The sequence below is a fragment of the Natrononativus amylolyticus genome, assembly GCF_024362525.1.
Classification (GTDB): Archaea; Halobacteriota; Halobacteria; order Halobacteriales; family Natrialbaceae; genus Natrononativus; species Natrononativus amylolyticus.
Genome location: NZ_CP101458.1, coordinates 1,464,931 through 1,481,850 on the forward strand (window position 1 = coordinate 1,464,931; position 16,920 = coordinate 1,481,850).

The 16,920-nt window shown below is 64.2% G+C and carries 24 protein-coding genes; 2 read left to right on the forward strand and 22 right to left on the reverse strand.

Annotation, left to right across the window (positions count from 1 at the left end; genetic code table 11):
- Positions 1–43 precede the first annotated feature (43 nt).
- The 8 genes from NMQ11_RS07710 to NMQ11_RS07745 form a co-directional block, all read right to left on the reverse strand.
- Positions 44–616: a HemK2/MTQ2 family protein methyltransferase gene (locus NMQ11_RS07710; protein WP_255170823.1), complete on the reverse strand. Its 573-nt coding sequence runs from the start codon at positions 614–616 to the stop codon at positions 44–46.
- Positions 617–1,789, reverse strand: a complete 1,173-nt coding sequence (locus tag NMQ11_RS07715) for a mechanosensitive ion channel family protein (protein ID WP_255170824.1) — start codon at positions 1,787–1,789, stop codon at positions 617–619.
- Between the two features lie 105 nt (positions 1,790–1,894).
- Entirely contained in the window at positions 1,895–2,734 is an 840-nt protein-coding gene (locus NMQ11_RS07720) for a 16S ribosomal RNA methyltransferase A (protein ID WP_255170825.1), read from the reverse strand.
- Positions 2,735–2,827: 93 nt separating this feature from the next.
- On the reverse strand, positions 2,828–3,418 hold the full coding sequence (locus NMQ11_RS07725; RefSeq protein ID WP_255170826.1) for a DUF655 domain-containing protein: 591 nt from the start codon (positions 3,416–3,418) through the stop codon (positions 2,828–2,830).
- A 45-nt stretch (positions 3,419–3,463) separates the two neighbouring features.
- Positions 3,464–3,820, reverse strand: a complete 357-nt coding sequence (locus NMQ11_RS07730) for an RNA polymerase Rpb4 family protein (protein WP_255170827.1) — start codon at positions 3,818–3,820, stop codon at positions 3,464–3,466.
- A gap of 1 nt (position 3,821) precedes the next feature.
- Complete coding sequence (locus NMQ11_RS07735) at positions 3,822–4,133, reverse strand: 50S ribosomal protein L21e (protein ID WP_255170828.1); 312 nt, start codon at positions 4,131–4,133, stop codon at positions 3,822–3,824.
- 288 nt (positions 4,134–4,421) lie between these two features.
- Positions 4,422–4,901, reverse strand: a complete 480-nt coding sequence (locus tag NMQ11_RS07740; protein WP_255170829.1) for a hypothetical protein — start codon at positions 4,899–4,901, stop codon at positions 4,422–4,424.
- A 22-nt stretch (positions 4,902–4,923) separates the two neighbouring features.
- The gene (locus NMQ11_RS07745) at positions 4,924–5,364 is read right to left on the reverse strand and encodes a hypothetical protein (RefSeq protein WP_255170830.1); all 441 of its coding nucleotides are present in this window, start codon (positions 5,362–5,364) and stop codon (positions 4,924–4,926) included.
- A 284-nt stretch (positions 5,365–5,648) separates the two neighbouring features.
- On the opposite strand from NMQ11_RS07745, the gene NMQ11_RS07750 reads away from it, so the two are divergent.
- Positions 5,649–6,818: a cystathionine gamma-synthase gene (locus NMQ11_RS07750; RefSeq protein ID WP_255170831.1), complete on the forward strand. Its 1,170-nt coding sequence runs from the start codon at positions 5,649–5,651 to the stop codon at positions 6,816–6,818.
- Between the two features lie 11 nt (positions 6,819–6,829).
- Here the strand turns inward: NMQ11_RS07750 and NMQ11_RS07755 are convergent, their stop codons facing one another.
- The 12 genes from NMQ11_RS07755 to NMQ11_RS07810 form a co-directional block, all read right to left on the reverse strand.
- Complete coding sequence (locus NMQ11_RS07755; protein WP_255170832.1) at positions 6,830–7,192, reverse strand: DUF7344 domain-containing protein; 363 nt, start codon at positions 7,190–7,192, stop codon at positions 6,830–6,832.
- A gap of 182 nt (positions 7,193–7,374) precedes the next feature.
- A complete protein-coding gene (locus tag NMQ11_RS07760; RefSeq protein WP_255170833.1) occupies positions 7,375–7,680 on the reverse strand; it encodes a HalOD1 output domain-containing protein in 306 nt (101 codons plus the stop codon).
- A gap of 223 nt (positions 7,681–7,903) precedes the next feature.
- Positions 7,904–8,641, reverse strand: coding sequence for a helix-turn-helix transcriptional regulator (locus NMQ11_RS07765; protein WP_255170834.1), 738 nt, complete (start codon positions 8,639–8,641; stop codon positions 7,904–7,906).
- A 95-nt stretch (positions 8,642–8,736) separates the two neighbouring features.
- On the reverse strand, positions 8,737–9,726 hold the full coding sequence (locus NMQ11_RS07770) for a hypothetical protein (RefSeq protein ID WP_255170835.1): 990 nt from the start codon (positions 9,724–9,726) through the stop codon (positions 8,737–8,739).
- A gap of 241 nt (positions 9,727–9,967) precedes the next feature.
- Positions 9,968–10,234: an elongation factor 1-beta gene (locus NMQ11_RS07775; RefSeq protein WP_255170836.1), complete on the reverse strand. Its 267-nt coding sequence runs from the start codon at positions 10,232–10,234 to the stop codon at positions 9,968–9,970.
- 2 nt (positions 10,235–10,236) lie between these two features.
- Positions 10,237–10,416: an HVO_2753 family zinc finger protein gene (locus NMQ11_RS07780; protein ID WP_255170837.1), complete on the reverse strand. Its 180-nt coding sequence runs from the start codon at positions 10,414–10,416 to the stop codon at positions 10,237–10,239.
- A 90-nt stretch (positions 10,417–10,506) separates the two neighbouring features.
- Positions 10,507–10,758 (reverse strand): hypothetical protein, encoded by a 252-nt coding sequence (locus NMQ11_RS07785; protein WP_255170838.1) that lies wholly within the window; start codon positions 10,756–10,758, stop codon positions 10,507–10,509.
- A 54-nt stretch (positions 10,759–10,812) separates the two neighbouring features.
- Positions 10,813–12,060, reverse strand: a complete 1,248-nt coding sequence (locus NMQ11_RS07790) for a tripartite tricarboxylate transporter permease (RefSeq protein ID WP_255170873.1) — start codon at positions 12,058–12,060, stop codon at positions 10,813–10,815.
- A gap of 212 nt (positions 12,061–12,272) precedes the next feature.
- On the reverse strand, positions 12,273–12,611 hold the full coding sequence (rpl12p, locus tag NMQ11_RS07795; protein WP_255170839.1) for a 50S ribosomal protein P1: 339 nt from the start codon (positions 12,609–12,611) through the stop codon (positions 12,273–12,275).
- A 15-nt stretch (positions 12,612–12,626) separates the two neighbouring features.
- The gene (locus NMQ11_RS07800; protein ID WP_255170840.1) at positions 12,627–13,658 is read right to left on the reverse strand and encodes a 50S ribosomal protein L10; all 1,032 of its coding nucleotides are present in this window, start codon (positions 13,656–13,658) and stop codon (positions 12,627–12,629) included.
- Position 13,659: 1 nt separating this feature from the next.
- Positions 13,660–14,292 carry a 50S ribosomal protein L1 gene (locus NMQ11_RS07805; RefSeq protein ID WP_255170841.1) on the reverse strand — a complete coding sequence of 211 codons (633 nt, stop codon included), beginning with the start codon at positions 14,290–14,292 and terminating at the stop codon, positions 13,660–13,662.
- Positions 14,293–14,613: 321 nt separating this feature from the next.
- Positions 14,614–14,883, reverse strand: coding sequence for an amphi-Trp domain-containing protein (locus NMQ11_RS07810; protein ID WP_255170842.1), 270 nt, complete (start codon positions 14,881–14,883; stop codon positions 14,614–14,616).
- Positions 14,884–15,034: 151 nt separating this feature from the next.
- Between NMQ11_RS07810 and NMQ11_RS07815 the strand changes: the two genes are divergently transcribed.
- Positions 15,035–15,607 (forward strand): DUF8173 domain-containing protein, encoded by a 573-nt coding sequence (locus NMQ11_RS07815; protein ID WP_255170843.1) that lies wholly within the window; start codon positions 15,035–15,037, stop codon positions 15,605–15,607.
- A gap of 101 nt (positions 15,608–15,708) precedes the next feature.
- Here the strand turns inward: NMQ11_RS07815 and NMQ11_RS07820 are convergent, their stop codons facing one another.
- Positions 15,709–16,185, reverse strand: coding sequence for a 50S ribosomal protein L11 (locus NMQ11_RS07820; RefSeq protein ID WP_255170844.1), 477 nt, complete (start codon positions 16,183–16,185; stop codon positions 15,709–15,711).
- Between the two features lie 137 nt (positions 16,186–16,322).
- Positions 16,323–16,625 carry a divalent-cation tolerance protein CutA gene (gene cutA, locus NMQ11_RS07825; RefSeq protein ID WP_255170845.1) on the reverse strand — a complete coding sequence of 101 codons (303 nt, stop codon included), beginning with the start codon at positions 16,623–16,625 and terminating at the stop codon, positions 16,323–16,325.
- Positions 16,626–16,920: the final 295 nt, after the last annotated feature.

A 16,920-nucleotide genomic window follows, 5' to 3' on the forward strand; every position in this document is an offset into this window, starting at 1 on the left:
TTGTTTCCTGTTGCCAGTACCGCCATCGGGGGAGACCCCGTCGTTAGCGGAACAACTCGAGGATCGTCAGCGTCTCGAAGGGAAACGACTCGTCGGCGACGGCGGCCGCGCTGAACCCCGCTTCGCCCGCGCGGTCGACGACGGTTTCGACGCCGGTGAGGCTGCTCACCAGCAGGAGGACGACGCCGTCGGGGGCGAGGACCCGGCCGACGGTCTCGAGGAACGGCTCGATCACCGCGCGGCCGTCCTCGCCGCCCGAGAGCGCCCGCTCCATCCAGTCGTCCCACTCGTGGTCGGGGTCGGTCGGCAGGTACGGCGGGTTGAAGACGACGGCGTCGAAGCTGTCATCGGCGAACGGCGAGACGAGATCGGCACGAACCGCCTCGAGGCCGCGGTCGCGCGCCTGCTGGGTCGCATGAGGGTTGACGTCCGCGGCGACGACGCGGGCGGCCGTTTCGCTCGCGATCCGCTCTGCGACGTAGCCCGACCCGGTGCCGACCTCGAGGACGGTCTCTCGTCCTGCTAGCCGATCGCAGGCGGTCTCCGCGAGCAGCCGGGAGTCCTCGGCGGGCTGGTAGACGTCGGTTTCGAGCCCGCGGCGTTCTGCGAGGTCCATCTACTCGTCCTCCGGGGTTGCGCCGGGCATCTCGGTTTCGGTCTCGTCCGCGTCGGCCGCGCTCGCCCGCCGGTCCGGCGGGGAGCCGTCCCGGATGCGAACCCCCTCCGTCTCCGGTCGACCCGAGAGTTCGCGCTGGGGGTACGGGATCTTGATCGCCCCGTCGTCGAAGGCGGATTTGACGGCGTGAATCGCCGCGGTCCGCGCGTTCGTCTCCCGGCGCGCGCTCGGCTTGTCGATCCAGAACCGAAGCCCCAGAACCACCGCCGAATCGCCGAACTCCTTCGTCACGACCTGTGGGGACGGAACGGCCATCGGTTCGTCGAGATCCTCGATGCACTCGAGCGCGAGGTCGCCGGCTTCCTCGAGGTCCGTCTCGTAGTCGACGCCGACGTCGATCTCGACGCGCAGGCGTCCGCGCCGCGAGCGGTTGGTGACGACGCTCGAGCCGATGACGTCGTTCGGGATCATGATGTACTCGCCGTCGAACGACTGGATGCGGGTGTTGAAGACGGAGATATCGGTGACGATCCCCTCCTCGTCTTCGACCTCGATCCAGTCGCCGATCTCGAACGGCCGCGAGAACATCAGGACGAAGCCCGCGATCACCGACCCCAGCGTCTGATTGGCGGCCATCCCGAGGACGATCCCGAGGAAGCCGGCGCCGACGAGCAATCCGCCGAGGTCGTCGACCCAGATGCCGAGGATGACGAACAGCGCGACGAACCAGATCAGCACCTGCGAGAGCCGGTGGGAGATCTCGAGCTGGTGGTCGGTCACCGCCGACGAGGAGCTGAGGACGTCGTGCAGGATCCGCTGGACGACGCGGGTGACGATGTACGTGCTCACGACGATGACGAACGAGAAGATCACCAGCGCGATGGTCTCGCCGCCGAGTTCCTGGTCGGCGTACAGTTCCTGCACCTCACCGGTCTGACCCCACACGCCGAGGATGACGGCGATCGAGAACAGGGCCGTCGCGAGCAGCCCGACCGTCGTCACGATGTCGGCGTACAGCGGGCGCGTTCGCTCGTTGAGCCACCGCTGGAGGTCCCGGTAAGAGAGCAACGCGAACAGCAACACGCCGACCGCCGCGATCGTCACGGCGAGTCGCTGGTTCGTCGCCGGGAACCGTTCGGCCAGCCAGTCGAGTCCGATCAGTACCTCGTACATCTGTCTCGGCTCCTCACCGTATCACTGCCTCGAGCGTCCCGTACTTTTCGGTCCCGGTTTCCACTCGCGGACCGCCGATCCGTCTCGAGTCCGCCGCCCATCCGCTCATCCGTCCTCCGGACGCCCGACGTCGGCGGCGAGCCCGGCGAGCGCCGCGAACTCTCGCGGGCTAACGGCACCGGCGCGTTTTCTCAGGAGGTCGTCGTCCGCAGCGTCGACGACGGCGTCGGGGTCTTCGAGCCCCGAGATGTGAGCCGTGTTCCGGATCGCGTTGCGCATCGTCTTGCGCCGCTGGGTGAACAGCGCCTTGACGAACCGGAGGAAGAACGCCTCGTCGTCGACCTCGTAGTCGGGGTCGCGCGGGATCGCCCGGACGACCGCGCTCCGTACCGCCGGCGGCGGCGAGAACGCTTCCTTCGGGATCGACTCGACGATCTCGACGTCCGCGTAGTGCTGGGTCGACACCGACAGCCGCCCGTACTCGGGGGTACCGGGCTCGGCGACCATTCGCTCGGCGAACTCCTGCTGGAACATCAACACGAGCGGGCGCTTTTCCGGGAGCAAGCGAAAGGTGATCTCGCTCGAGACGCCGTACGGAAGGTTCGAGACGGAGGCCGTAAAGTCGGGGAGGTCGACCTCGAGGGCGTCGCCCTCGAGCACCGTCAGTCGTCCGTCGTCGATCTCCTCGACGAACTCCTCGCGGAGGAACTCGGCGAGGACGGCGTCGCGCTCGACGACAGTCACCCGGTCGCCCACCGCGAGCAGTCGGTCGGTCAGCGCACCGGTTCCGCCGCCGATCTCGAGCAGGTGGCTCGAGTCGGCGTCGCTTTCCGTAAGGTAGGTCGGCAGTCGGTCGAGGACCCGATCGTCGACCAGAAAGTGTTGATCGCGGTCCGGATCGCCCCGCACGCCGGCGCGGGCGATCAGCCCGTCTGGATCTCTCATTGCCGCGGGTTCGGCCGCGAGGAGTGTAAACGCACCGCCTCGGCACCGCGGGGTGTCTGTGGCGGCGCGCCGCGTCCGTCGGCCGACCCGGCGTCAGGCCTGCTGATCGCGCCGCCCGACGAACGTCCGGTACTTCAGGTCGTCGTCGCGGAGTTCCTCGAGGATGCGCTGGACGAGCACGTCGTCGGGGTCGTGCAGTCCCGAGACGCGCTCCTCGAGCTCCTCGAAGCTCTCGAAGGGCTTGCGCTTTCGTTCGTCGAGGATGCCGTTTCGCAGCTTCTTGCCGATCCCGGGGAGGAGGTTGAGCTGGTGGAGCCGGAGGGTGATCGGCTGGGCCTCGTTGTAGAAGTCGACGAACCGCTCCTCGTCCTCTTCGACCAGGTCGCCCACGACGTACTCGAGTTCCGACTGGGCGCCCGACGTGAGGCCCTCGTAGGCGACGGTGTGGCACTCGTCGACGACGTCTCGCTCGTCGGCCGGGTCGACGACGACGCGGTTGCCGATCGTCACCCGCTCGTCGGGATCGAAGGCGATCTCGTAGAGCTGGAAGTCCTCGAGACCGAGCGCGTAGCCGGCCGGGGATTTCTGGTACTGCGGCCGGCCGTCGTCCGACAGCCCGTGGGGCAAGTAATCCAGCACGACCGCGCGGCGAACAGTCGTCTCGTCGGTGTCGACGTCACTCATTGTTTCTGGGTACGGTAACGGCGTACTTAAAGAGTCTGCCCGCTCTCAGGCGTACTGCGAGACGACGTTGAGGATCTCGTCCAGTTCCTCACCCGAGAGGGTGTAGCGCTGCTGGGCGTACACCGACCGGAGTTCGTCTCTGTCCTGGGGGAGGAGGTTCGTGATCTTGTAGGCGGTCGGCTCGTCGACTTTCTCGAGTTCCTGCAAGTCGTCGACGAGCGCCTGTGCGTCCTCGGGGTCGAGGACGGTAAACCGGTTGACGTGCTCGATCGCACGCGCGAGCTCGTAGCGCAGCTCTCGCTCCTCGTCGAGCGCGCGCTCGGCCTCGATGTCGGCGAGCAGTTCCTTCGTCTCCGAGACCGTCAGGAACTCCTCGTCGACGATCTCTTTGAAGATCGTCATCCTACCGGTCCAGGTTCGATTTCTCGTTCTGGCCGCGCAGGTGGGCCGCGGTCACGATCAGCGTCTTCTCCTTGCCGCGGTCGCTGATGGCGACCTTGAACGCGTCGCCCTGTTTCCCGACGACTTCGCCGGTCTGACCGTCGAATCGCGGGTGGTAGCGTCCCTTGGGGACGCTCGGGTCGATCTTGAGGTGGACTTTCTGTCCGACGTCGTACTCCTGAATCGCGCGCTGCGGCGGGGAGGTCCCGCGCTCTCGAGGTTTGTTCGCGAGCTTTTTGCGGGTTCCCTGACGAGGTCCGTTCGAGTTCGGCATAGTCGTACGACGCAGTTGTTCGGTGACGGTTATAAAACGCACGTCTTGTCTCTCCGCCTGCTGACTGCGACACAGTCGCAATCGGTTCGGCGTGTTCGTCTGCGTCGAACCAGCGGGGTGAGTACGGTGCTACTCGAATGGATGTGGGTTATTCGCCATCGTCTCTGGACGTGTCCCTGATGAAATAATCGATTGAAGGGCTCGCTGATCTGGACAGTTCACGAGTAGAATCAGCATCGTGCGCGGGGAAGTCAGTCGGGATGACTGGCTATAGATCGAGTGGGTAGATCAATCCTGATTGACTTCGATCATTTCGTCAGAGCACTGTTCAGGCTGGGTGCCGACAAGGTGTTCATGGAATCCGTTCGGGTCGAGTCGAATCCGCACAGACAAACAGTCCGGATACTCGTGCTGGGCGGGATCTGTCGTGAGCCAGTCGGAGTCACCTTCGACGCGAGAAGAAACGCTCCACTGCCCCTTCTCATCCGGCCACGTCCGTTCGGGAACGATCCCTCCCATCTCTCTTTCCGATTCATCGTACGCTTCGATCTCGAACGTGTCGTCGAGGACGGTCTCTTCTTCCCACTCTACCTGCATGTCGACCGTCAGTGGGTTGTCGTAACGACTCCCAATATCGACAATCCCGAGGAACGTCTCGTCATCCGAGTCACTTCCACCAGTGAGACGACTGGTACAACCAGCTAATCCCACGGGCATTGCCGCCAAAACCGTGCGACGCGGCACGCTTGAGCTATTATTATCATCCATGTGATCAAAAGTTGGTGATCTGCTACTTTATAACTCCTCCGCTTACCCTTGGGTTGAGGGAGATGTAGAAGGGACCGTCTCGATCCTCAATCTCTTCGGCCGATCTCCAGGGGTGCTCCTCGGCCGTGACTTTCAGGAAGTTTTCCGATCGGTTGAGATAGTCCATATATTCATCAGTACCGGGCTGCGGTTTGTCATCCGTCTCTGGGCAAGGCTCTCCTGGTTCACACCCACCCCCACCGTTGGGGTCGGCATCGACTTGATTCCAGAAGGAAATCTCGGGGAAGCCCCCGCCCATATCTTGACCGGTCTTCTGTGTTGCGTGGATATGAGCTGTTGTTTCACCTTCGAAAGATTCCATCGTGAAGCGGCAGAAGTTCGATGCTTCGCATGGTAAATCGCTTGTGTACGTCCACCCAAACGTCTGGGTGTTGCCATCATCACTCTGCTCGCTTCCTGCCATTGAAGCTAATGCAACCGCAGCCGAGAATCCGAAGCTCAATTTTGACGACGCGAGCCCTAGTGCGAGGCTTACTGCCGTGAAGGCTAAGTCTTCGAACGGATGGTCATCATCGTCTGGCTCGTATGGCCAGACTCCCAACCTCCCTGGCTGATTGACGGCGATTATGTTCGCCGAGCCGGAATCTTGATTCTGGAGTTCGATATTTTGCCCCGCTATGTTCGGATATTACCTACGTCACAGACGGGAAGGCAAACGTAACCTACCTCCACGTTGTCGCCCCGAGTATGGACGACCACGACAGCGAGTACCGGATCGAGACCCGGTCGATTCACGCCGGCCAGGAACCAGACGAGGAAACGGGCGCGCTGATGACCCCCATCCACGCCAACTCGACGTACGAACAGGACGCCCCCGGCGACCACCGGGGCTACGAGTACTCGAGGACCGGCAACCCCACCCGAACCGACCTCGAGGCGAACCTCGCCTCCCTCGAGAACGCCGAGTACGGCCGCTGTTTCTCGAGCGGTATGGGCTCGATCAACACCGTCTGTAACCTCCTCGAGTCCGGTGATCACGTCGTCACGGGCAACGATGTCTACGGCGGCACCCACCGCATCTTCACCCAGGTGTACGAACAGTACGACGTCGAGTTCACGTTCGTCGATATGACCGACCTCGAGGCGATCGAGGCGGCCTTTCGAGATAATACGAAACTGCTCTGGCTCGAGACGCCCACGAACCCACTGATGTCGATCGTCGACATCGAGGGGGCGGCCGAGATCGCCCACGCGCACGACGCGATCTGTGCCATCGACAATACGTTCGCGACGCCGTACCTCCAGCGGCCGCTCGACCTCGGCGCGGACGTCGTGAGCCACTCGCTGACGAAGTACCTCGGTGGCCACTCCGACGTCGTCGGCGGCGCCCTGCTGACCAACGACGAGGAACTGGACGAGCGCTTCGGCTTCTACCAGAACTCGGTGGGTGCGACGCCCGGCCCCTTCGACTGCTTCCTCGTCCTCCGGGGCACGAAGACCCTCCCCGTCCGGATGGACCGCCACTGCGAGAACGCCCGCGCGATCGCGACCTGGCTCGACGATCACCGCGACGTCGAGCGGGTGTACTACCCCGGCCTCGAGTCACATTCGGGCCACGAAATCGCCGCCGAGCAGATGGACGACTTCGGCGGGATGTTGAGCTTCGAACTCGACGGTACGCTCGAGCAGGCGTCCACCGTGGTCGAAGAGACTGACGTGTTCACGCTCGCGGAGAGTCTCGGCGGCGTCGAGAGCCTGATCGAACAGCCGGCGCCGATGACCCACGCCGCGATCCCCCGCGAGGAGCGCATCGAGGCGGGACTCACCGACAGCCTCATCCGGGTCAGCGTCGGCATCGAGCACCGGGACGATCTGATCGGCGACCTCGAGCGAGCGATCGACGCGGCACTCGCGTGAGTCGGCCGGCACTACGAGAGTGACGTCCCGTCCTCGTCTTCTTCGGCCACCTCGAGGTACTTCTCCACGAGTTCGAAGTACGTCGACGCCGAGACGTCTCCCTGCCGCTCGTCGTACTCGAGGAGTTTCGCGTCGTGGAGCATCGGGAGATCGTTGTGGTGCAACCGGATCGAAACGCGTTCGATCCGTTCTTCGGGGACGTTGTCGGGCGGATCGTTCGTTTCGCGGGCGACGATCGCGACAGCCAGTTCGCGAACGTCGACGTGGTCCCGGTCACGAAGCTCGTAGAGCACGTACCGGCGTCGCCTCTGCGCGAGCAGGCCGAACAGCTCGTCGAGTGAGAGTGGACCCGAATCGCTGTCAGTGTGAATCATCGGTAGTGTTCTCGTCCCGGTCGACAGGACTCGTCGTTTTCGAGCGAGTGTTGTACCCGTCAACGATAAACCTTGACGGTAGGTTCCGCAATGGTGGGAGTCAGCACTGCCGCTGGGGTGTGCGATGACAGTAGATTCCGCGGTGGCGGTCGGGTCGGCGGTGACGGTGGACGCCGCCGATATCACTGTGTCGGCTCGATGAGCAGTGATCCGTCTCGTTCGATCGAGACGCGGCAGTCCGCGACGGTGATTTCGATCGGTCCGTCGATTTCGATCGATTCGTCGCACCGCGCCGCGTACAGCGCTTCGATGAGTTCCGGATCCGTTTGTGAATACAGCGGCGTCATCTCCAGGGGATCGATCCCCGAGATTCGCGCTACTGCCGAAATGATATCGACACTCACCGATTCGGTCATCGGAGGGTGCAGGACGTACGATCCCGTCCCCGGATCGTACTCGAGGCTTGGGTTAGCTGTATCGGGAGTCATCGTTTGAAGCCGTACCCCGGATCGAGCGGCCACAATTTCTCACTCTCCGTCGTTCTGTGTCCGACAGCCGCCGTCCGAGTACACCACGTGGTTCCCTTCGTTCGTGTTTATAGCTACCTCTGACATCGATGGTGTCCCCCGAAACACTCCCAATGGAGACAGAAGTTTGACGTCCGGGGTCTATCTCACTTCTGAGATCGAACCCATCAGTGAAACTCGCGGCTCAGTCGCTCGTTCCGGCGACGGGCCGGGACTCCGCGAGGTGTCGTTCGTACAGGGAACTCGCCCAGTCGATCGCGTTCGGATCGTCCGTCTCCACGAAGACGCGTGCGATGCCGTTCTCGTCGTGTGCCGCCATCCCGATTCTGTCGTCGAAGAGAAACAGTTCGAACGGCACGTCCGGGTGGACGTGGACGTGAAACCGACCGGTCTCGAACGCCTCGAGCGCCTCGCGTTCGTACTCCTCGAGAACGATGTCGATGATCTCCTCGTCGAACACGGCTTCGATCTCCATGCCGTCGAGCATCTCGCGATGGGCGACGTCGACGTAGAACGGAGAGATAACGGTCGAGAGGATACCCAGCGTGTCCGAGCTTTGGATCAGTTCGATGATTCGCCGAACGGAGAAGTGTGGCTGACGGGGCTGGGGCAGGATCACGTCGGCCTCGCTGAAGTGCTGGACCGGAACGTCGTCGACGTCGACCAGGTTTAAAAACGGCTCGAGTGAGAGCGCGGAGCCGACGCGGTTCCTGTACGCCTGCGTCTCGTCGGCGACGAACTCCCCGACACCGGTGAGTTCGTACTTCCCGTTCGACTGCTGGAGCAGGTTGAGTTCCAGCAGGGTGTTCGTCGCCCGGTGAACCGTCGACCGCGAGATGTCGAGCGAGTCCTCCAGGTCGCCGGCGTCGGCCGGCGCCGACCGAAGCTCCGCGAGGAGCGCAGCCCTCCGTACCGACTCCATGAGAACCTCGTGAGTGGAGGCGTTCGGGCCGACAGCCATTTCGGGTTCCGATTCGTGGTCAGGCATGATTTCTGTCGTGTGCTATACCGGAACGACTACTTCAGCCCCTCGCTGGCGAGGTGATACTCGAAGACGGTTTCAAATCCGTTCAGATACGCGGGGACGTCGACCGTCTCTATCTCGGGGGCGAGTCGCTTCGCAACCCTGTACTCGTGGTGCCACTGCCTGAAGAACCGCGACACGACGTCGTGTTCTTCGATCGCCTGTGAGACGACGGCGACGTGCTCCTCGGACGGGTCTCGCTGAATCGCTCGAAGGTCGTCGATCGACACCAGATCGCGCTCCAGCGCCGAGATGACGACAGCGGAACTGCAGTCCCCCTCCGTGAGTTCCCGCCGCCAGGTCGTGATCCAGTTACCGATGCGAGCCAACCGCTGGGCGTGGGTTACCAGCCGTCGCAGGGTCGAGAGATCGCTCCTGTCGAACGCCGGCGCGAAGAGGAGGTCGATATCGGCGTAGACGAACACCATCATGTTGTTGACGTCGTAGCGACAGAGTTCGTATTCGGAGACGAGGTCGAGGTGCTGGTTCGCGAGCGCGGAGTACTCGATCGCGGTGACGACCTGTTTCAGGTCGAACGACAGTATCTCGTCGAACTCCGAGAGACGTGGACTCCCCCCGATCGTTTCGGAAAACGCCGCCCAGGTCTCTTGGAGGAACGCGAGCAACTCCGGTCGGACGCCGTCGCGATCCAGGTTCGCCGTCTGGTGGTCGAACGGGATTTTCGCCGCCTCCTCGAGCGTCTCGCGGTCGCCGTCCCGTTCGGCGACGTCGTCGACGACCGCGACGAAGATGGAGGCGAACAGTTTGGCATCATGAGTCTGTCGAACGTGGAGCGGTTCGACGCAAGAGAGCCTGAACTCGGGAAACAATCGAGAGAGCCACCGCCAGAGGTACCTGTCTCGGCCGTCGACGATTCGGTCGTAGTCGTCGACCAGTGAGACGACCGAATCGGGGAGTTCTCGTTCACGAACAGCTAGGGATGGGTCCTCGTCGACGTCGGACCACCGACCCTCGTAACTCATCGAATAGCCCACGATTGGCGAGACGCAAATTTAGGTGTATCGCCGCGTCGACCCGCAGCACCCGTATCAGGTTCCGGCCCCCTCTCGAGACGGGTGTCAAGAAACTCGCACATCTGCTTCTCCAAGACTCGCAATCCCGTGTTCCGAGACGAAACGCCCGTCGCGCAGTGCTATCCGACACGGACGAAGAATCGACGGATTCTCGCGGTACGGACGGGCAAACCGCCCGTTCGGCGGAAAACTAGATTCGACCGACGTTCTCGACGCCGACGCTTTCGACGCCCTCTACCTCCGAGAACGTCTCCTCGACGCCCTCGGTTCCGCCGGAGCCGTCGGGGACGATCACGGTCGGGTAGAGCGCGACGAGACCGAACGCGACGTTCTCGCGCTCGACGCCGTTGATCTTCGCACCCTCGGGGAGCGCGCTCTCGAGACGCTCCTGGAGTTCATCCAGGTCGACGTCCGGACTCTGCGGCATGACCTTGATTTTGGCAGCTACTTTTCCCATGGTTATGGACCGGTGAACCCACAGTCGGGACACTCATAGAGGTTGCTCTGCTTGCGACACTTCGCACAGCGGTAGATCTGTTTCCCGCAGTCGGGACACTTGAACGCGGCCGCGTTCGTCCCCGCGATGTTGATCCCGCAGGAGATGCAGGAACGCGAGCCGTGGTCGTCCGTCGTACTCATACACCCACGTTCCGTCCGGGCGCTTTTAACCGTTGTCTTTCCAGGGTCGACAGTGCACCCGTCTCGCACACCCCACGTCGTCGAGTGTACTCAGGGACCGCCGTCGTCGAGGTCGATCCCCTGTTCGTCGGCGAGTTCGTCCGCCCGCTCGGTGATTCGATCCAGCGCCCGGTGCTGCCCCGGCTGGCCGTACACTTCGTCGAGGATCGGCTCGCCCGACCCGGAGACGCGGTCGTCGTTCCCGGTCGGTTTCGAGGAGTCGCGATCGGTCCGATCGCTCGAGTCGGTGTCTCCCTCGGCTCCTACCAGTCGGCGAACGATCCGCCCCAAGCGTTCGATCACGGGTTGCTCACCCGAAGTTACGTCGGATCGAGTATAGTTGTTGTCACCGCGGCGTCATCCGAACAGCAACGGCCCGATCAGGACCCCCATCAGGTGAACGCGACGGGCGCGCAGCCGAACCGGGACCATCCCGACCGCAGCGGCAACGGCGAAGACGACGATTCCGAGGGGACCCGTAAACAGGTACGAGAGGACGAGCAGGAGTCCGAGTACGACCGCGGAGATCTTCCAGTAGGCGACCCTTCCGACGAGTGTGAGATACCGATCCCCGACGAGGATCACGAGGACGAAGCCGACGACGCCGGCGAGAACCACGCTCGAGACGAGAACGGGTAGCTCGAGCGGCGCGTTCGCGCTCTCGAAGGCGACCATCACGCCCGTTCGCGGCTGACCGATGGCGACGAGCGCGAACAGCGCGAAGATGGTGTTCGCCGTATCGACCCCGCTCGTCGCGACGATGTAGCTCCGGTTGTCGGGACCGACCGAGCCGGTCGGGATGAACAGCAGCACCGCCACGGCGGCGATCGCCGCCGAGATCCCGGGAATGTAGCCGACGACGGCGCCCGCGAGCGCACCGGCGACCGCCGTCGCGAGCAACAGCGGGCGCGACATCCTGATCGTACCGCCCTCCTGGGGCGGCACGCCGCCGCCGCGGATCGCGTCGACGAGGACGGGAGCGCCGAACAGCCCCGCGAACAGCGGCGCGAGCATCCCGCCTGCCTCGAGCGGCGCGTCCGGCGAGAGATCGAGGGTGAGCGAGCCCAGCACGGCGGCGAGCCCGAACGAGAGCAGGCCGGCGAACCGGCGCTCCCAGGTGTACTCGGAGGCGACGAGGCCGAGCACGACCAGCGCAAGGACCACCGAGAGATTCGACCTGATCGTCGGGTACGCGGCCGTTACCGCCCACGTGATCGGAATCGCGAGCGGAACTGCGGCGACCACCGCCAGGATACTCCCGACCGCCGAGAGGCGGATCGCCTCGTGACCGCGGCCCTCGAGAACCAGCTGGTGGCCGGGCAGGGCGGTGACTGCCATCTCCGCGTCTGGAACCCCGAGCGCCATCGCCGGAACGGCGTTCAGGAAGGTGTGAACGACGCCCGCAGAGAGCATGGCGACGCCGACGAACAGCGGCGGGCCGGGAACGGCGGGGGCGACCCCCGCCAGCAACAGCGCGAAATTGTTCGCGTGGAGGCCGGGAACCAACCCGCTCAGCGAACCCAGCGCCGCCCCGGCGGCGACCCAGGCCAGGAGGTGCAGGGAAAACGCGGGATCGGCGGCGAACTCGAGGGCGGAGACGACCATCGAGGGGTCTGGCCGCCCCATCCGACTTCAACGTTCGCTCGAGGGGGAGTCCGTTTTCGAGCGTCGCCTGAGGGGAGTTCGTTTTCGAGCCGCGCTCGAGAGTGGCCGTTTGAGCCGTGCTCGAGATGAGTGCTCCGTCCACCGCCGAGAGCCGGTGCTCGAGACGCGGCGTCGAAAGAACGGAAGATGTGTCGAAATCGTCGCGTTGCGGCTCAGCCGAAGAGTTCGCCGAGGCCCTCGCCGCCGGCGCTGTCGTCCTCGTCGTCCTCGTCGTCGTCCGTCGTGTCCGGAACGTCGCTGGTTTCTTCGGCTTCCTCCTCGCCCTCGTCACCGCCCGCGGCTGCGCCGCCTGCGGCGGCACCGGCAGCGGGGACGGCGGCGGCCTCGGAGACCGCCTCGTCGATGTCGACGTCCTCGAGCGCGGCGACGAGCGCCTTGACGCGGGACTCCTCGACGTCGACGCCGGCGGCCTCGAGGACGCCGGTCAGGTTGTCTTCGTTGATCTCTTCGTCCGTCTCGTTCAGGATGAGTGCTGCGTATACGTATTCCATTGTTGTCTACCTCGATTAGCCGAACATCGCACCGAGACCTGCCGCGCCGTCTTCGTCGTCTTCGTCGTCTTCGTCGTCGTCCGCGTCGGCTGCGTCGGTCTCGTCTTCGTCAGTCGATTCGTCCGCGTCGGGCTCGGCTGCGGGGGCAGCGGGCGCCTCGACGCCCTGGAGTTCTTCCGGGAGTGCCTCCTCGTCGTCGATTTGAGCGGCGAGCGCACGGAGCTGTGCGTCGGCCCTGCTGACGAGGTCGGGCATGAGCTCTTCGTCCTCGATGGCGGCCTGCAGGCCGAGGCTCTTGGCCTCGCCCGTGGCCTTCGCGATGAGCGTCGGCATCGTCGCCGCGGTCGGGAAGCTCGCGTTGACGGCGAGGTTCCGGGCGCGTGCGGCGGCCGTCGCCACGTCGCTCTCGTAGGCCTCGACGTCGATGTCGAGGTCCGCGGGGTCGAAGAGGACGCCCTCGGAGTACACCGCGCGGAGGTCGAGTCCGACCTCCTTCGGCTCGATGCCGAGCTCGTTGAGGACGTTCGCCAGGTCCTGGGAGACTTCCTCGCCGGCGTCTAACACCTGCGAATCCTCCATGACCTGAATCGAGCCGTCCTCGATCCGGGCGTTGGCGCCGATCTGCTGGAGTTCGCCGACGAACGGCCCCGGGTCGACGCCCGTGTCCCCTTCGGGGATCACGATGTCGTTGGGGGCGATTTCGCCCGCGCCGATCGGAGCCGGCGTCTTCGACGCCTCGAGTTCCTTGTACAGCGCGAACGGGTTGTCGTTCGTGGCGATGATGCCGACCTGTCCCTCGACTTCCTCGACGAGGTCGTCGAGGCCGGCGTCGGAGAGCGCGCGAACCTGCAGCGTGTTGCGGCTCACGCGCAAGCGAGCGATGTCGTGGAGCTCGCGGCGCATGTCCTGGAGCTGCTTGCTCGGAATGCCGGTGATACCGACGATGCCGATGCTCTCGTACTCCTCGATGAGGGCCTCGAGTTCGCCGACCTCCTCCTTTTTCCACTGGGGAAGGTTCTCGGTCTTGCGTTCTGCTTCGGCGCTCATCTCAGGCCACCTCCACGGACGGGCCCATCGTCGTCTTCACGTAGACGGAGTCGATGTTCTGTGGCCCTTTTTCCAGGTCCGCGTGCAGACGGCGGAGGATGACGTCGATGTTGTCGGCGATCTCCTCCGCGTTCATGTCTTCGGCGCCCACGCGCGTGTGGAACGTCCGACGGTCGCGCGAGCGGATCTGCACGGTGTTCTTGAGTCTGTTGACGGTCTCGACGACGTCGTCGTCGGGACTGAGGGGGTCCGGCATCTTCCCCCGGGGACCGAGAATGGTACCCAGGTGCCGGGCGATATCTTGCATCATCGCCTCCTCGGCGATGAAGAAGTCCGTCTCGTCTGCGAGGTCTTTGGCCTCGTCGTCGTCCAGATCGGCCACGTCACTGCTCGAGAGCACCTGGTCCGCGACCTCTTCGGCGCGGACGGCGGTTTCTCCCTCTGCAATGACGATAATCTGTGTCTCCTGGCCGGTTCCGGACGGCAGGACGACGGACTCGTCGACACGGTTCGACGGTTCGTTGAGGTCGAGATCGCGCAGGTTGATCGCGAGGTCCACCGTCTCGGTAAAGTTCCGTTCGGGCGCGTCCTCGAGTGCGCGAGTGACCGCTGTTTCGATTTCCGAATCTGCCATCGTTCACCTCCGTAGTACGCAGGGTTGCTCCTACGGGTCAGTGAAACAGGCATCCGCCTGTCTCCTTTGAACGGAGTGTCATGGCGAACTTAAACCCGTCGAAGCAGTCGCTCGTGTGTCAGTCGGTTTCCCGGTCGGACGCCAGTTGCGCATTTTCTGGCCGACCGTGCAGTTGTCCACCTCCGGACGGCCACGACGCTCGAGGCGTTCGAACTCTCGCTGTAGACCGTACTCTCGAGCGGAAAGGGCGTACCCGAAGCGGCACCCTCTCGAGTGAGACGAAAGCGGCGCCCCCTCTCGAGTGAGATAAAAACGGCGTCGCTACCGCTCGGGGAGGGGTTCCTCGTCGTCGCCGCGCATCCACTCGAGTTCGAACTCGATGCTCCGTTCGACGCCCCCGTCGTCGGATTCGTCCTCGATTTCGACCTCGAACTCGATCGTCTCCGGCGGGTTGACGACGACGGTGTCGTCGCCGACGGCGAACTCGATCTCGTCGTCGCCCCTGAGGTTCTCGGCGAACGCCTCGAGGTGGTCTGCGATCTCTGCACGGCTCAGGTCCTGTTCGTACTCGAGTTCGGTTTCTTCGGACATACGACCGACAGTACACCGTACGGCTCCCTAAAGCTATACCCGGAAACTGAGGTCGTCGACTTCGGCGAGTAACCACCCGCGATTAGTCACCGAAATACATTTCTAATATAGATTCTATGTTACAGATATGCGGCCACTAACGTTATATTTGATGGGGAGCGACCCGACTGGATCGCCGGTCACCCATCGGGGACTGGTAGAAGGGTATCAGGGGCTCTCGACGCCCGAAACGATGGTTGTACACGGGTTGGCAACGCTCGTTCTCGGGGCGCTGGTCCTTGGCTTGCTTCCGGGGTACGGAACGAACACGCTCGGGGTCTCGCGGCGGAGTCCGATAATCTCCCTCTGTATCGGTCTCCCCGGTGCGACGGTCCTGGTCGGACTGCTCGCGACGGGCGTGTTGATCAGCGGAACGAACCTCGGCGTCTTCTTCGGAATGCCTCTCGTCGTCCTCACGGTGACGCTGTTACCGGCCTGGACCGCGCTCGGTTACATCGCGTTCGGTGCCGCCATCGCACACCGGATCGGCGTCGAAGCGCTGTGGGCGTGGGTCGTCGCTGGCGCCGCGTTGAGCGCGCTCTTCACGGCGGTCCCCGTCGTCTTCCTCGCGGCGACTTCGCTCGCGGCCGCCGTCGGCGTCGGTGCCGGCGTTCGCGGGTTGATCGGCGGCGGTGGACTCGGCTACCGGGAGGAGCGGGTGGTTCCGCCGGCTGAAAAGGTCTGATACTGCGGTCGTTTTCGCTCTGGCTCTGCTCGAGTCTCGAGAGTACCGACTCCCGTCGGGCGTCGATACCGTCGAAAAGTGGTCGAGAGGAACTTCGAAGCTTACTCGGCGAGGGCGTCGTCGTACTCGCCGTCGTCGACTTTCGCCTTGAACTCGCGGGCGTCGACGCCCTCGATGGTGACGCCCATCGAGGCGCAGGTGCCGACGACTTCCTTGGCCGCGTTCTTCGTGTCGTAGGCGAGCAGGTCCGGCTTCTTCTGTTCGGCGATCTTCTTGACCTGGTCGATCGAGAGGTCGGCGACGAAGTCCTTCTGGGGCTCGCCGCTCCCGGTGTCGAAACCGGCCTCGTCCTTGACGAGCGCGGCCGTCGGCGGAACACCGACGTCGATGCTGTAGGAGCCGTCGTCCTCGTAGTCGACGGTGACCGGTACTTCGGTGCCGTCGAACGCGGCGGTCTGTTCGTTGATGTCGTTGACGACCGCCTGCACGTCGACGGGCGTCGGTCCGAGCTCGGGGCCGAGCGGCGGGCCAGGATTGGCCTGCCCGCCCGGGACGAGCACTTCGATGGTTCCAGCCATATCTCACAGAACCCGCGCGCGAGTTTTAAGGGTTGCTTTTTCGGGCAGTCGACGGGAGTCGACGACGACGGCGGTTTTCCCGCCGGTGACGGACGTGCGGCCGGCGTCGAACGCTCGTGCGTTGCCGTCGCGTCGACCTACCGAACGCTCGTGTCCCGCCACTCGGCGAACGGCTCGAGGACGTGGTCCTCGTCGAAGCGCTCGATGCACGGGACGTCGTGCGGGTGGATCTCCCGGACCCGGTCGACCAGGTCGGGGTACGCCTCGGCGGTCGTCTTCGCCAGGAGGAGCGCCTCCTCGTCGCGGTGGATCTCGCCCTCCCACCGGTACGTCGATTTCGTTGGAAGCCGATTGACGCAGGCGGCGAGTCGTTCCTCGAGAAGCGTCTCGACCAGCGTCTCGGCTGCCTCCGGCGGGGTCGTGATGTACACAGTCGGCATGGTATCGGCCGGGACTACGGGCCGGCAGCAAAAAAGCGTGGACGGCCACCGCCGGAGCGGGTCCGTGGCGACGGCCGAGGCTCTGCGAAGGTGATGCGGATGGATCTCCCGACCCCTCCCACCCCACCGTGTCGAGTGTTTCTCCGGTGAGAGAGTCGGGGTCCGAGCTGGATTCGTTCCCCGAGGAAGTGTGCCACGTCGAATCGTCCTGCCGCCTCGAGCGAGCTACGCCGGACCCTCCCACCCCACCGTGTCGAGTGTTCGGGAGAACGGAGACGAGGAGAGAGAAAGAGTG

Excerpts from the sequence above, each read along its gene's own strand:
- NMQ11_RS07780 (WP_255170837.1), bottom strand. The coding sequence starts at position 10,416 with ATGAGTACGACGGACGACCACGGCTCGCGTTCCTGCATCTCCTGCGGG.
- NMQ11_RS07735 (WP_255170828.1), bottom strand. The coding sequence starts at position 4,133 with ATGCCGAACTCGAACGGACCTCGTCAGGGAACCCGCAAAAAGCTCGCG.
- NMQ11_RS07725 (WP_255170826.1), bottom strand. The coding sequence starts at position 3,418 with ATGAGTGACGTCGACACCGACGAGACGACTGTTCGCCGCGCGGTCGTG.
- NMQ11_RS07805 (WP_255170841.1), bottom strand. The coding sequence starts at position 14,292 with ATGGCAGATTCGGAAATCGAAACAGCGGTCACTCGCGCACTCGAGGAC.
- NMQ11_RS07820 (WP_255170844.1), bottom strand. The coding sequence starts at position 16,185 with ATGGCTGGAACCATCGAAGTGCTCGTCCCGGGCGGGCAGGCCAATCCT.
- NMQ11_RS07810 (WP_255170842.1), bottom strand. The coding sequence starts at position 14,883 with ATGTCCGAAGAAACCGAACTCGAGTACGAACAGGACCTGAGCCGTGCA.
- NMQ11_RS07755 (WP_255170832.1), bottom strand. The coding sequence starts at position 7,192 with ATGATTCACACTGACAGCGATTCGGGTCCACTCTCACTCGACGAGCTG.
- NMQ11_RS07770 (WP_255170835.1), bottom strand. The coding sequence starts at position 9,726 with ATGAGTTACGAGGGTCGGTGGTCCGACGTCGACGAGGACCCATCCCTA.
- NMQ11_RS07740 (WP_255170829.1), bottom strand. The coding sequence starts at position 4,901 with ATGGATGATAATAATAGCTCAAGCGTGCCGCGTCGCACGGTTTTGGCG.
- NMQ11_RS07720 (WP_255170825.1), bottom strand. The coding sequence starts at position 2,734 with ATGAGAGATCCAGACGGGCTGATCGCCCGCGCCGGCGTGCGGGGCGAT.
- NMQ11_RS07745 (WP_255170830.1), bottom strand. The coding sequence starts at position 5,364 with ATGGCAGGAAGCGAGCAGAGTGATGATGGCAACACCCAGACGTTTGGG.
- NMQ11_RS07760 (WP_255170833.1), bottom strand. The coding sequence starts at position 7,680 with ATGACTCCCGATACAGCTAACCCAAGCCTCGAGTACGATCCGGGGACG.
- NMQ11_RS07750 (WP_255170831.1), top strand. The coding sequence starts at position 5,649 with ATGGACGACCACGACAGCGAGTACCGGATCGAGACCCGGTCGATTCAC.
- NMQ11_RS07710 (WP_255170823.1), bottom strand. The coding sequence starts at position 616 with ATGGACCTCGCAGAACGCCGCGGGCTCGAAACCGACGTCTACCAGCCC.
- NMQ11_RS07790 (WP_255170873.1), bottom strand. The coding sequence starts at position 12,060 with ATGGTCGTCTCCGCCCTCGAGTTCGCCGCCGATCCCGCGTTTTCCCTG.
- NMQ11_RS07775 (WP_255170836.1), bottom strand. The coding sequence starts at position 10,234 with ATGGGAAAAGTAGCTGCCAAAATCAAGGTCATGCCGCAGAGTCCGGAC.
- NMQ11_RS07730 (WP_255170827.1), bottom strand. The coding sequence starts at position 3,820 with ATGACGATCTTCAAAGAGATCGTCGACGAGGAGTTCCTGACGGTCTCG.
- rpl12p (WP_255170839.1), bottom strand. The coding sequence starts at position 12,611 with ATGGAATACGTATACGCAGCACTCATCCTGAACGAGACGGACGAAGAG.
- NMQ11_RS07800 (WP_255170840.1), bottom strand. The coding sequence starts at position 13,658 with ATGAGCGCCGAAGCAGAACGCAAGACCGAGAACCTTCCCCAGTGGAAA.
- NMQ11_RS07815 (WP_255170843.1), top strand. The coding sequence starts at position 15,035 with ATGGGGAGCGACCCGACTGGATCGCCGGTCACCCATCGGGGACTGGTA.
- NMQ11_RS07715 (WP_255170824.1), bottom strand. The coding sequence starts at position 1,789 with ATGTACGAGGTACTGATCGGACTCGACTGGCTGGCCGAACGGTTCCCG.
- NMQ11_RS07765 (WP_255170834.1), bottom strand. The coding sequence starts at position 8,641 with ATGGAGTCGGTACGGAGGGCTGCGCTCCTCGCGGAGCTTCGGTCGGCG.
- cutA (WP_255170845.1), bottom strand. The coding sequence starts at position 16,625 with ATGCCGACTGTGTACATCACGACCCCGCCGGAGGCAGCCGAGACGCTG.